A 13,569-nucleotide genomic window follows, 5' to 3' on the forward strand; every position below is an offset into this window, starting at 1 on the left:
CTTAACCCTTCTTGACGAATTCAGACTTGAGTTTCATCGCGCCGAATCCAGTAATTTTACAGTCAATGTTATGGTCTCCGTCTACAAGACGAATTCCTTTTACTTTCGTGCCTATCTTCAAAACAGATGAACTGCCTTTTACTTTCAAGTCTTTGATGACGGTTACGGTATCTCCATCTTGTAATGGATTTCCATTCGCATCTTTGACATCCAATTGTTCTGTTTGAACGAGTTCTTCTCCCGCTGTCCACTCATACGCACACTCTGGACATACTAGCTGCAATCCATCTTCATACGTATATGGTGATCCACATTGCGGACAATTTGGTAATTGCTCTGGCATCCTAATTCCCCCATTCTCTATCTGTCTCCACTATACCAAACAAAAGGAGTCTCGGGAGAACTATTTCAGACAGCAATGTGTCGATCTCAATCAGTCCACGCACTGACTAAGTCAAACAACTGTTGAAAGAACTTTCCCATTTCATCATCCGAACCTATTGTTACACGGAGCCATTCTTCTGTCTCTGGCTTGGAAAAATGACGGACAAGGATTTGTTTATCCTTTAAGCTTTTATTGAGTTGTTTAGCAGGAATATCTGGATGATGGACGAATAAGAAATTCGCAGTAGAAGGCAAAACTTTGAACCCTACAGATTCGAACACTTTTCTCGATTGTTCACGTGTACGAATTATTGCTTGAACTGTCGAGTGAAAATAGTCCGGATCCTTAACAGAAGCAACACCAGCAGCTAATGCTAACTGATCAATTGTGTAGGAATTGAATGAGTTTTTAATACGATTCAGCGCTTCAATTATCGTTGCGGAGCCAATTGCATATCCGATTCGAAGTCCTGCTAACGAACGGGATTTTGACATTGTGCGGGTAATCAGCAAGTTGTCGAATCGCTCGATTAAAGGAATCGCTGTTTTTCCGCCAAAATCGATATAGGCTTCATCTATAATCACGGTCCGTCCCTGATTGTCGCTAACAATCCTTTCAAGCGCTTCAAGCGGCAAGGCAATCCCTGTAGGTGCATTCGGATTCGGAAAGATTACTCCCCCTTCTGACTTATAAAAAGCTTCTGCATTCAAAGCAAAGTCTTCCTGAAGAGGAATGGGTTCATATGGAATATTAAACAGTGCTGCGTATGTTGGATAAAACGAATAGGTGATCGCAGGGAATCTAATCGTTTTGCCTGGTGTAAAGAACGCCATGAACGAAAATGCCAGTACTTCATCCGATCCATTTCCGATGAATACTTGATCCGCAGACACGTCATGCAAGTCAGCAAGAGCGACTCGAAGCTTTTCTGGATCGGACTCGGGATATTTACGCAGATCCGATGTGAGTGCATGTTGCAATGCTTCAAACACCCTCGGACTTGGCCGATAAGGATTTTCATTGGTGTTTAACTTAATCCAACCTTCTCCATTCGCTTGTTCGCCTGGTGTGTAAGGCTCAGTTCTTCGGACCATGTCGCTCCATAGCTCATTCACTGACTTCCCTCCTCCTCCATTCTCCGAGACTTCAATACAGATTTTACATCTTCAATCGAAAGACCTAATTCTTCCATCAATACAAGAATGTGATAGGTCAAATCCGCAAGTTCGTTCGCCGTTTCATTCAAATCATTGTTCTTAGCACCAATTACTACTTCTGTTGTTTCCTCTCCTACTTTTTTCAAGATTTTATCGATTCCTTCACGGAAGAGATAGGTTGTATACGCACCTTCTTTAGGGTTGTTTTTTCTATTCTGTATTTGCTTCGCAACTTGTTGAATGATGGTTCTTCTGTTTCGGATGTCTTCAGAATCTTCTCTAGAAAAGCACGAGTCAGTTCCTAAATGACAAGCGGGTCCCTGTGCTTCAACTTGGACTAAAATCGTGTCTTGATCGCAATCGATATCCAGCTGTTTCACAATTTGCCGATTGCCAGACGTTGCTCCTTTGTTCCACAACTCTTTTCGTGACCGACTATAAAACCAGGTTTCCCCCGTATCCATCGTCTTTTGAAGAGATTCTTCATTCATATAGCCAAGCATTAGGACTGTGCCAGTCTGCGCGTCTTGAATGATAGCCGGAACTAAGCCTTCACTGTTATAACGGATATTTTTACCGTTCACTTGAAACACCCCTCACCGCTCCCTTCAAATCAGATAGCGATACGATATCAAAGTGCAAGATGGATGCAACTAATGCTGATTGTGCCTGAGTTTGTTCAAACACATCACGGACGTGCTCTACACTGCCAGCTCCCCCGCTTGCAACAACTGGAATCGATACAGAATCCGCCACAAGCTTAGTAAGTTCAACGTTATACCCATTTCTCATCCCGTCTTCATCGATACAGTTTAGTACAATCTCTCCAGCACCCAGCTGAGCTCCTTTTTTCGCCCATTCGAGTGCATCTATTCCCGTATCTTCCATACCTGCTTTTGCAAAAACGGTCCATTGACCAGATTCAGTTTGACTGACGTCCATCGACAACATGATTCTGCTGGAACCATAACGTTCAGATGCTTCACGAAGTAAATCAGGATTCTTCAAGGCTCCACTATTAATAGATACTTTGTCCGCTCCAGCTTCAATTGCCAGTTCCACATCCGAAAGTGTTTGAATCCCACCGCCAACGATGAAAGGAATTTCAATGCTTTCACCAATTTGGCGAATCAAATCTAAAAACATGCCACGTTGTTGAACGGAAGCAGAGATATCATAAAATACTAATTCATCCGCACCTTCCGCTTCATATTTTTTTGCGAGTTCTAGTGGATCCGCAAGCTCTTTTACATCTTGAAACTTCTTCCCTTTTACCACGCGTTTATTGTCAATATCTAAGCACGCAATTATTTTTCGTTTTGTCATTTATAGGACCTCCATCATTTTTCGGAATCGTGTTTCGTTTTCATAAATTGCTTTTCCAACAATGGCTCCATATAGGGATTCTTGCTGTAGTTTCTCAATATCTCCAACAGTCGTAACTCCACCTGAGGCGATGATATCCATTTTCGTTTCGTTCTGTAAGTTTTGAAGTTCTTCAAAATTAGGTCCAGCGAGCATCCCATCTTTCGCGATGTCTGTATAGATAATAGTTTGTACACCCACTTGCTCTAATTTTTTAATTAATGAAGAGACATCCGTCGCTGCGTCTTCTGTCCATCCGGCGATCGTCGGAATACCATTTTTAGCATCAATTGAAACAGCGATTTGTTTACCGAATCTAGTAATCGCTTGTTGCAGCATTGTAGGATTATTAATAGCGGAAGTTCCGAGAATGACACGTTCAACACTATTTGTTAAATAATCTTCAATGGCTTCAATGGAACGAATCCCACCACCGACTTGAACTGGTAGTTGTACGGAGTTTACAAGCTCAATAATTGCATCACGGTTGATGGATTTCCCTGTTTTCGCACCATCCAAATCTACGACGTGGAGCCATGTTGCACCCTGTGCATGCCACTGCTTACCAATTTCGAGTGGGGAATCATGATAGACCGTCTCCTTATTGAAATCCCCTTGCACTAACCGAACACATTTCCCATTTTGAATATCAATCGCTGGAAATAAGATCATTACCGCTCTCTCCTTTCATCTATTCGTTACAAACTACCTTTTGTCGATGGAATTCCTTGTCGGTCATTTTTTGCAACTGCAATACGTATTGCGCGGCCAAATCCTTTGAAGATGGATTCTAAAATATGATGACTGTTTTTTCCGTACTGTAAATTAATATGTAGCGTCACACCCGCATGGCGAGTAAATGCTAGAAAGAACTCTTCAGCTAGTTCAGTATCGAACACCCCTATTTTTTCTTTTAAGCCTGGTACATTGTAAACAAGAAACGACCGTCCGCTAATATCTAGAGATACTGTAGCTAAGGCTTCATCCATGGGAACTGTTTCAGATGCATAGCGTTCAATACTCTCTTTGGTCCCAAGTGCTTCTTTAAATGCTGCTCCTAGAGCAATTCCAACATCCTCCACACTATGATGTTGGTCAGTTTCTAGATCCCCCTTACACGTTATTTGCAAGTCTAGGCCACCGTGCATAGTCGCAAGAACGAGCATGTGATCGAGAAACCCAACTCCTGTATCGATGTCACTCTTTCCTGCCCCATCTAACGCTAACTTCATTCTGATATCTGTTTCAGCGGTTTTCCGTTCAATTGTCGAAGTCCTCATTCTGATTCCTCCTGTGTCCGAACTCGAATGGCTTGTGCATGGCCATTAAGTTGCTCGGTTTTTGCAAGTTCGATAATTGCATCAGAGACTTGTTCAAGTGCTTCCTTCTTATAGCGGATAATGCTCGTCTTTTTCATGAAATCATATACACCTAAAGGCGATGAGAATTTTGCAGTTCCACTCGTCGGCAGCGTATGATTCGGTCCTGCCATATAATCGCCCAGTGCTTCCGGTGAGTAAGCTCCGATAAAAATAGCACCTGCATTTTCAATATCATTCAGTCTGTTCTCAGGATTGGCTGTCATAATTTCTAAATGCTCAGGTGCGAGTTCATTTATAATGTCAATCACTTCGTTTTCAGATTCGACAACCGCAATCCAGCCATTTGCTTGGATAGACTTTTTGGCGATATCCATTCTATCCATAAGTTCCAATTGCCGATAGACTTCTATAGATAGTGCTTCAGCTATCTGTATAGAAGGTACTAAACAACACGCCGATGCGTCTTCATCGTGTTCCGCTTGAGCTAATAAATCCGCAGCGACAAATTTAAGATTTGAATGTTTGTCTGCCCATATACAAACTTCACTCGGACCTGCAATCATATCGATGGATACATCACCAAACACGAGCTTCTTGGCAAAGGCCACATAAGCATTTCCTGGACCTGTAATTTTGAGTACGGGTTGGATTGACTCCGTACCGTATGCTAGCGCTGCAATCGCTTGTGCTCCTCCAACCTTGTAAATCTCATCGACTCCACATAGATCCGCAGCAACTAAAACTGCCGCATTAACGGATCCATCGGCTTGCGGCGGAGTGGTGAGAACGAGCCGCTTCACACCTGCTATTTTTGCAGGAACTGCGTTCATCAAAACTGTAGATGGATACGATGCTTTCCCTCCAGGAATGTATATCCCCGCAGATGCAAGTGGACGAACTTGCTGTCCAAGATAGACCCCTTCTTCGGGTTCAATACGCCAGCTTTCCTCTTTCTGCTGTTCATGAAAACGTTGAATGCGTTCATTTGCGTCTTTCATTGCCTGAAGTAATGAAGAGGAAACTTTTTGATAAGCATCCAAAATCTCTTGTTTTGACACTTGGAGTGTTTGTATCGTAACCCCGTCAAACCGTTCAGTTAGCGCTAGCAGTTCAGCATCTTGAAATTGTTTGACGCGGTCGATTATTGTTCTAACCGTTTCTTCAACGGACAAAGCGGACGTCCGGCGGGCCATCCTCTGGGTGATTTGGTCACGCGTTGTGATAATCTGCACGTCGTTCGTCCACTCCCTTCTTCAAAAGTTCAATACACGTTTTAACTTCTACTGTTTTCGTTGCATAACTGGCTTTATTCACGATGACACGCGTACTCACTTTTGCGATTTCCCGTAAGACAACCAAACCGTTATCTCTTAGTGTCGAGCCCGTTTCGACGATATCGACAATGACGTCTGATAGGCCAGCAATCGGTGCAAGTTCAATCGATCCATTCAAACGGCTGATTTCTGTCCGAATTCCTGCTTGATCGAAATAGGTTTTTGCAATCGCGGGATATTTAGTGGCAACAGAAAGTGATTTCGTATCTGCAGGGAAACTATCGGGGAACCCAGCAACCACTAGCTGACATTTACCGAATGCTAAATCTTGCAGCTCATAGACGTCTTTGCCATCTTCCATAATCGTATCTTTCCCAACGATTCCAATATCAGCTGCACCTTTTTCCACGTAAGTCGGAACATCTGCTGCTTTGACAAACAATAGTTGGTAATCCCCACTTATACTCGTAATGACCAACTTCCGTTCATCGTACAGCGTATCGGGGAAAGCGACCCCTCCTTCAGACAAAAGCTCTCTCGCTTTTTCTGCAATTCTACCTTTAGCGACTGCGATTTTCATTGGCACCATAATCTTTCATCTCCCGCCTTAATCCCATTATTTTTTAGCTAAAAAAATCGCTTCCACATCAAAGGCGAATCCAACCGCTGGTAATTGTGCATTAAACTTTCGGCTTACCTCATCATATCGACCACCCATTAGCAGTGGCTTTCCGATAGCGTTACTGAATCCTTGAAATTGGATTCCTGAATAATAGTCCATGTCGTTGACCATACCGAGGTCGATTGTCACGTGATTTTCATAGCCTGATTCAACGATTAGTTCATACACAGCTTCCATATGCTGCATAATAGCAGTCATTTGATGGTTCATAGAATACTCTCGAAACCGCTTGAAAACAGATGGTGCATCCCCATATGAAAAAACAGTTTCAAGAAGCCATTCTCTAATTGTTTCATCCGTATTATTTTGCTTAAGAAAATCAGCTAGCCCACTGCTGTTTTTCATTTGAATAAAAGATTTCACTTGCAGCTGTTCCTCTGCTGTCAATAGAAGAATCCGATTCAGTTCAGATAGAATTCCTGCATGACCAAGTTCAATTTTAAAATCATTTAGTCCTAATTCAGTGAGTGCCTGACAGGCGAGGACAATCACTTCTGCGTCATTTTCAGCGGATTGGTTACTAAATAACTCAATTCCTGCTTGCCTGCGTTCAGTTGGAATCGTTAAATCATCCGTCTGACGGAACACAGATTGTATATACCAGCAACGAATTTCTTTATCTAAGTTTTTATAGGACGATGCAAGTTCTCGCATTAGCGGAATTGTCACGTCTGGCCGCAATACTAAAATGTCTCCAGTATGGTCGATTAACTTCAGAAGACTTTTGCGACTTTGAGTGGTTTGGAGGGATTCATATGTTTCGTAACTCTCTAGAACTGGTAAATTGACTTCACGATATCCGTTCTGTGAAAAGGAATTTCGAAAGACTTCTCGTAATTCGCACTCCTCTTCAGCCGATTGAAATAAATTTCTCAAACAACCACCTCTTTCACTTTATCACTTTACTACGATGAAGTTATCTAGTACTATAAATAGATAATTAAGAAATGTCAACCAAAAAGGAGTTTGATATAAATGTTTGATTATCATATGCATACCTCATTTTCAGCCGATTGTGACGCACCTCCAGAGGAAATGGTTCGTGCTGCTATTCAAAAAGGACTTACTGAAATTTGTTTTACAGATCATGTCGACTATGAATATCCTGATAAAAATTTTATCTTCGATTTTAATCAACAAACTTACAAAGAGGCAATTGCACAATTACAAGTTCGTTACGGAAGTGAAATTCAAGTGAAGCGTGGTGTGGAAATTGGAGTTCAGCCTCATCTACTTGATAAGTACACAAAGCTAATTCAAGAAGAGGAGTTCGACTTTGTTATTTGTTCGCTTCATACTGTTAAAAAACAAGATTTACACTTTGGAGCTATTTTTGAGAATCGAACGATTGATGATTCATATGATGCCTATTATCAGGAGTTGCTTCGTTGTATACGTAAGTTTGATACCTACAGTGTTTTGGGCCACGTGGATCTCATAAAACGATACGCTCAAAAAGCACCTTCACAGGATTTTCATGAGTGCTTGAAAGAAATCTTTTCTGAAATCATTCCTCGTGGGAAAGGGATAGAGATTAATACGTCCGGTGTGCGCTATGGGCTATCCACTGCCATGCCGAGCACGGATATCCTTGAACTGTACAAATCCTGTGGAGGTGAAATCTTAACAATCGGTTCCGATGCACACAGACCGACCGATGTTGGTTTCGACATTCGAAAGAGTTTGCAACTCGCTTCACATATCGGATTCCGCTTCATTGCGACATATGAGAAAGGAGAACCTCAATTCCATTCAATTGAAAATTTGCTTCGTTAAATAGAAAAGGACCTTCCAAACTTTACACCAAAGGGTTGGGAATCGAATTGATTTCTTTCCATCCCTTTTGTCTTTTTGCAACGTTAAATCTGAAAAGGAAGAATAACAGGCCGTTGATCTCCGTTCCGGACGGGCGCTTTCCGGGGGCTTGCCCTCAGCCTCCTCGTCGCTTCGCTTCTGCGGGGTCTTCAAAACACGTGCTCCTAACGCTTCGCTTTTACTCGCAAAAGCTGTTCTTCGTGACAGCTTTCGCTGATCCCCAGGAGTCGCCGTCCTGCACTTCAATCAACTGAATATCTTATGAGACATTCACAACATTCAAGCAAGGAATGCAGTCGGGATGCTCCATGTTCAGCTGGCAAGAATAACTAGATGTAGTAGAAGACTTGAGACACGATATGTAATCAAAGAAGTAAAAGGAAATATAAAGAGACAGTTGATCGCATTTTTGCCGATGCCAAAAAAGCACCATGGTATGCGATGGTCAACTCTAAGTGGGTTTAGGGGATTGAATAAATGACATTTTATGAAGAACTACAGGATCTATTGGGGAAATTAATTGCTGCATCTAATTTACGGACTAGAAGGTCTACGGAACTAACTGCTCGATCGTCAACATTTCCATCACCACATTTGATAGTTGGGAGATATTGTTGATTGTAGCGGAGAGCGGCGACTCCGGAGGGATCAGAGAAAGCTATGACGAAGAACAGCTTTTACGAGTAAAAGCGAATCGTTAGGAGCACGTGTTTTCGAAGACCCTGGACTGAGTAAAGCAAGGGAGATGAGTGCTGCCTTAATTTCAGCAAAGTTCGCTAAAATACGGAAAATCGAACTCTTCGCTGTTCGATTGGCTGAGAGCAAGCCCCTCGAAAAGCGTCCGCTCGCAGCGGAACTCAACTTTTCATAGTTATATCTATTGAAAAAGAAAAAGACTGTAGGCAATCCCAATGTTTACTGGAGTTTGGCTACAGTCTGAAAGGACCTTCTGCTGAAAGAAGGTCCTTTCTATTATGCTTTAGTCGTAACGAGTTGCTTGTTCACAGCTGCATGGACTTCTGTTGGAAGCCCCCATAGTTTGATGAATCCTACTGCTGCCGCTTGGTCGAACTCGTCATCAGACGTATACGTCGCAAGTTTTTCATCATAAAGAGAGTTATCGGATTTACGCCCCTCTACAATGGCATGCCCTTTAAATAGTTTCACACGGACTGTTCCATTGACGACTTGTTGTGAGTCTTTAATGAACGCTTCCAAGGCACTTCGTAATGGAGAGAACCAAAGACCGTTATAGATGAGCTCGCTTAACTTTTGAGAAACAATCGGTTTAAAATGTGCTGTCTCTTTTACGAGAGTAATATCTTCAAGTTCCTTATGCGCTTTGATCAACGTCATAGCACCTGGACATTCATATACTTCACGTGATTTAATGCCTACGAGACGGTTTTCAACGTGGTCAATACGGCCAACACCATGTTTTCCGGCTAGCTCATTCAAGTGAAGGATGAGTGCATCTAGCTCAAAAGCCTTTCCATCCAAGCTCACTGGAACACCTTGTTTAAATGTAATTTCAACAACATCTGCTTGATCAGGTGCTTCTTCAATAGACGAAGTGAGTCCATATGCATCTTCTGGTGGTGCTGCCCACGGATCTTCTAGAATCCCACATTCATTACTACGTCCCCATAGGTTTTGGTCAATTGAATACGGACTATCCAACACGATAGGAACTGGAATATTGTGCTCTTTTGCATAGGCAATTTCTTCTTCACGCGACCAGCTCCACTCACGTACAGGTGCAATCACTTCTAATGTCGGATCCAATGCTTTGATACCTACCTCAAAACGAACTTGGTCGTTTCCTTTACCTGTGCAACCATGAGCTACGGCAACCGCATTTTCCTTATGTGCAACTTCGACAAGTTTTTTTGCAATAAGTGGACGAGACAACGCAGAAATCAGTGGATACTTTTCTTCATAAAGCGTACGTGCTTGAAGTGCAAGTAGTGCATAATCTTTAGCGAATTCCGCTTTAGCATCTATTACATAGCTTTCGATAGCACCCACTTGAAGTGCCTTCTGTTGGATGAAATCTAGATCTTTTCCTTCTCCTACATCTAAGCAACATGCAACAACTGCATATCCCTGTTCTGTTAACCATTGAACTGCAACTGATGTATCAAGTCCTCCCGAATACGCTAATACCACTTTTTTCTTTGTCATAATTAAAACTCCTCTCACAAGTTATGTATCTTTATACATTCTAAAGTATATTTATAATAACATGTTGACTAGTAAATGCAAGAGAAATTACTGATTCTTTTAATAGACGAAATATTCAATCACATAACCGGCGTTCAATTGATTTTACTCAACAAAAAAAGCACGCCTTAAAAGATGGCGGCCACTGAAAAAGTTTAATAATAGTTGGTTAAGCGTGTGAGTCTGTAGATTTGCGCTCCAGGCGGACGCTTTCCGCTCCAATCAACGGGGGTTTGTCATTCATCCATAAAAGGATGACCAATAATACTTTCTTAACAATAGAGAGCTCATCATCCGTGAAACGGGTGATGAGCTCTCTATTGTTTAATATGGAACATTGACCATCCAGATTTGGCTGAGATCGAACCCCAAGGAAACGTCCCCTTGGAGCACAATTCAACAGTCATCCCAGCATGATCAACTAGTTACTGATTTTTTCAGTTGCCTCTATATAGACGACCTGAGTACTCTATATCAACTTAACCCATGTGATGCCATAGCGTCTGCAACCTTTAAAAATCCTGCTACGTTAGCACCCATTATGAGATTTCCTGGTTTGCCAAAGCGATCTGCAGCATCAATACAACTTTCGTAGATCGAGCGCATTACAACTTTCAAACGCTCATCTACTTCTTCTGCAGTCCATCTGAGTCGCATGCTATTTTGGGACATTTCCATCGCTGAAACGGCCACGCCTCCTGCGTTGGCAGCTTTCGCTGGTGCAAATAGAATCCCGTGATCCTGAAATACCGTCAGTGCTTCGTTTGTACAAGGCATATTGGCACCTTCCCCAACGGCTGTGACGCCATTCTTAATAAGGAGATTGGCACTCTTTTCGTCTAGTTCATTTTGAGTAGCACAAGGAAGGACGATGTCACATGGAACGGTCCATATTTCTGAACAATCTTCATAATAACGAGCTTCGGGATGTACCTTCAAATAATCCTGAATTCGTTTGTTTTCGATTTCTTTCAATTGCTTCACACAATTTAAGTCAATGCCATTTTTGTCGACAATGTATCCAGAAGAATCACTACAAGCGATTACATTTGCACCGAGTTGCTGCGCTTTCTCAATCGCATAAATGGATACATTTCCCGAACCTGAGACCACAACTGTTTTCTCTTTAAATGACATGCCATATTCCTTTAGCATCTCTTCAGTGAAATAGACGGTTCCATATCCGGTCGCTTCTTTTCGACCAAGACTACCACCGTGATTCGGATCTTTCCCCGTGAGTACACCTGCTTCGTATCCACCCTTTAATCGCTTATATTGACCAAACAAATAGCCAATTTCACGTTTTCCAACTCCTATATCACCTGCAGGCACATCTATGTCCGGCCCAATATGTCGACTCAATTCCGTCATGAAACTTTGACAGAAACGCATGATTTCACGATCCGACTTCCCCTTCGGATCAAAATCTGAGCCACCTTTACCCGCACCAATCGGTTGACCTGTCAATGCATTTTTAAAAATTTGTTCAAATGCTAGGAATTTCATGATGCTGCTATTCACAGATGGATGGAAACGAAGACCACCTTTATACGGCCCTAGCTCACTGCTAAATTGGACACGGTACCCTCTGTTTACATGCACTTTACCTGTATCATCTTCCCAAGTAACACGGAAGGTCACAATTCTTTCTGGTTCAGTCAGTCTTTCCAAAATTCCGCTTGTTATATATTCAGGATGCTTTGCGAATACGGGACGGAGTGAATCGAATATTTCACGTATTGCTTGGAGAAATTCAGTTTCATTTGCATTTCTTCTTTTAACTTGCTCATAAACCTGATGCACATAGTCATTTGAACGTCTTTGTACATCCACATGTTCTACATTTAATTTCGACATATTCTTCCCCCTTAATCCCGAATCTAACTTGTTGTATTTTATTAGTATACGCTAGAATGAATGTTTTTGAAAATACATTTTAATCTGCAAACAAAAACAGAGGTTCTATTCCCCTCTGTTTTGTCGGTATATTTATGGGCACATATTACTTTTTCACTATATTAAAATTATCCTCTAGCAGTAGCCAATTTTGAGGGAATGCTAGACCCAATTTCCAGTACATAATGCCACGAAGACTGTATTTTTTCAATAAGTCAAACTTAGCTTGGATGCTTCTAGCGTCTTCAAACCAAACTTCATGTTGAATACTATTTTGATCGATATACGTAAAAAATGGTGCTTGTGCAACATAGTCGTACGAAATGGCTTCGTTTTCACGTATCGCAAGTTCTGTTGCTTGTTTAGGGCTAAGTGCTTTTGCAGGCTGCCCGCCTTGCGTTGGGTAAGGTTTTGACCAATCGTATCCATATAAATTTTGACCTAAAAAGATTTTGTCTCTTGGAATTTCTTGTACCGCATACTTTACCACTCGCTCCACTTGTGGCAATGGACTCACGGCTTGCGGCTCACTGTACGTATATCCCCACTCGTAAGTCATTAGAGAAACGAAATCTACAATCTCCCCATGGGCTTTATAGTCATGTGCGCCGTAAATACCTGTTGTAACATCACTTACTTTAGGTGCAAGTGCGGTAGAGAGTGTGAGGCCGGCTGGATGAAAACGATCTCTAGCTCTTCTCAAGAAGGTATTGTATAGCTCGCGATCCTCAGGGAACAATAACTCAAAATCAAAATGTATATCTTTGTAGCCCACTTGTTGTGCCACTGCCAAGATGTTCGTAAATAACAAATCTTGAACTCCTTTGCTCACAAAAATATCGTGAGCAAGACCAGCACTAAATGCGAAATCTTCCAAGTTGCTAACAACCATCGCATTAAGCGCACCCGCGTTCGCAGCGATTGTAGGTAAGTTCGCTATGGAAGGGGCTTTTAACGTCCCATCACGCATCACTTCATAACTAAACATAGCTAGATAAGTTAATGCACTAACTCTATTTTCCGTTTCTGCAATCATCACCTGCGAAACCGGAGTTCTTGGCTCTACGTAGAGTAAAGATTGAGTCGGAGTTTTAGGAGTCGGTGGGATGTATAGTCGTTGACCGACCGTCAATGGCGCTGAAAGAGAAATTTTGTTGATGTTCGCCAGCTCCGATATGGTCATCTTTTCTCTACGTGCGATCTCATATAGAGTATCCCCTGGCTGCACCCAATAATAACTGCCCGTTATTGGAATCACTAGCGCTTGACCAACAGCCAATTTCCCTGCATTGACCAGCTCATTTGCATCCGCAATTTCTTCCCATCCAATTCCATATTGTTTCCCAATCGTAAATAAACTTTGACCTTTTTGAACAACGTGTATTTGCACTCACATGCACACCTTTCCATAAAAATTCGTAGTCCATTGTATGAAAGTAACTGTTCTGCT

General features: G+C 42.0%; 13 protein-coding genes. 1 reads left to right on the plus strand and 12 read right to left on the minus strand.

What is annotated here, in order from left to right:
• Window position 1: 1 nt before the first annotated feature.
• The 9 genes from ACR65F_RS14040 to ACR65F_RS14080 form a co-directional block, all read right to left on the minus strand.
• Entirely contained in the window at window positions 2–343 is a 342-nt protein-coding gene (locus tag ACR65F_RS14040; RefSeq protein WP_440504777.1) for a zinc ribbon domain-containing protein YjdM, read from the minus strand.
• Window positions 344–429: 86 nt separating this feature from the next.
• Window positions 430–1,500, minus strand: coding sequence for a histidinol-phosphate transaminase (hisC, locus tag ACR65F_RS14045; protein ID WP_440504778.1), 1,071 nt, complete (start codon window positions 1,498–1,500; stop codon window positions 430–432).
• Window positions 1,497–2,135, minus strand: a complete 639-nt coding sequence (gene hisIE, locus ACR65F_RS14050; protein ID WP_440504779.1) for a bifunctional phosphoribosyl-AMP cyclohydrolase/phosphoribosyl-ATP diphosphatase HisIE — start codon at window positions 2,133–2,135, stop codon at window positions 1,497–1,499. The genes hisC and hisIE overlap by 4 nt, the downstream gene beginning before the upstream one ends.
• Window positions 2,116–2,868, minus strand: a complete 753-nt coding sequence (gene hisF, locus ACR65F_RS14055) for an imidazole glycerol phosphate synthase subunit HisF (protein WP_440504780.1) — start codon at window positions 2,866–2,868, stop codon at window positions 2,116–2,118. Before hisF ends, hisIE begins: the two co-directional genes overlap by 20 nt.
• Window positions 2,869–3,579, minus strand: coding sequence for a 1-(5-phosphoribosyl)-5-[(5-phosphoribosylamino)methylideneamino]imidazole-4-carboxamide isomerase (gene hisA, locus ACR65F_RS14060; protein WP_440504781.1), 711 nt, complete (start codon window positions 3,577–3,579; stop codon window positions 2,869–2,871).
• Window positions 3,580–3,605: 26 nt separating this feature from the next.
• Window positions 3,606–4,187 carry an imidazoleglycerol-phosphate dehydratase HisB gene (gene hisB / locus ACR65F_RS14065; RefSeq protein ID WP_039044442.1) on the minus strand — a complete coding sequence of 194 codons (582 nt, stop codon included), beginning with the start codon at window positions 4,185–4,187 and terminating at the stop codon, window positions 3,606–3,608.
• Window positions 4,184–5,461 carry a histidinol dehydrogenase gene (gene hisD, locus ACR65F_RS14070; protein ID WP_440504782.1) on the minus strand — a complete coding sequence of 426 codons (1,278 nt, stop codon included), beginning with the start codon at window positions 5,459–5,461 and terminating at the stop codon, window positions 4,184–4,186. The genes hisB and hisD overlap by 4 nt, the downstream gene beginning before the upstream one ends.
• The gene (hisG, locus tag ACR65F_RS14075) at window positions 5,439–6,092 is read right to left on the minus strand and encodes an ATP phosphoribosyltransferase (RefSeq protein ID WP_440504783.1); all 654 of its coding nucleotides are present in this window, start codon (window positions 6,090–6,092) and stop codon (window positions 5,439–5,441) included. Before hisG ends, hisD begins: the two co-directional genes overlap by 23 nt.
• A gap of 27 nt (window positions 6,093–6,119) precedes the next feature.
• The gene (locus ACR65F_RS14080) at window positions 6,120–7,061 is read right to left on the minus strand and encodes an ATP phosphoribosyltransferase regulatory subunit (protein WP_440504784.1); all 942 of its coding nucleotides are present in this window, start codon (window positions 7,059–7,061) and stop codon (window positions 6,120–6,122) included.
• A gap of 99 nt (window positions 7,062–7,160) precedes the next feature.
• Between ACR65F_RS14080 and ACR65F_RS14085 the strand changes: the two genes are divergently transcribed.
• Window positions 7,161–7,961: a histidinol-phosphatase HisJ family protein gene (locus ACR65F_RS14085; protein ID WP_440504785.1), complete on the plus strand. Its 801-nt coding sequence runs from the start codon at window positions 7,161–7,163 to the stop codon at window positions 7,959–7,961.
• Between the two features lie 1,011 nt (window positions 7,962–8,972).
• On the opposite strand, the gene ACR65F_RS14090 is transcribed toward ACR65F_RS14085, so the two are convergent.
• From ACR65F_RS14090 to ACR65F_RS14100, 3 genes are all read right to left on the minus strand, one after another.
• The gene (locus ACR65F_RS14090) at window positions 8,973–10,187 is read right to left on the minus strand and encodes an argininosuccinate synthase (RefSeq protein WP_304413254.1); all 1,215 of its coding nucleotides are present in this window, start codon (window positions 10,185–10,187) and stop codon (window positions 8,973–8,975) included.
• Window positions 10,188–10,697: 510 nt separating this feature from the next.
• On the minus strand, window positions 10,698–12,080 hold the full coding sequence (gene gdhA / locus ACR65F_RS14095; protein WP_440504786.1) for an NADP-specific glutamate dehydrogenase: 1,383 nt from the start codon (window positions 12,078–12,080) through the stop codon (window positions 10,698–10,700).
• A 145-nt stretch (window positions 12,081–12,225) separates the two neighbouring features.
• A complete protein-coding gene (locus tag ACR65F_RS14100; RefSeq protein ID WP_440504787.1) occupies window positions 12,226–13,509 on the minus strand; it encodes a LysM peptidoglycan-binding domain-containing protein in 1,284 nt (427 codons plus the stop codon).
• Window positions 13,510–13,569: the final 60 nt, after the last annotated feature.

This window comes from Sporosarcina sp. SAFN-010 (assembly GCF_059415065.1).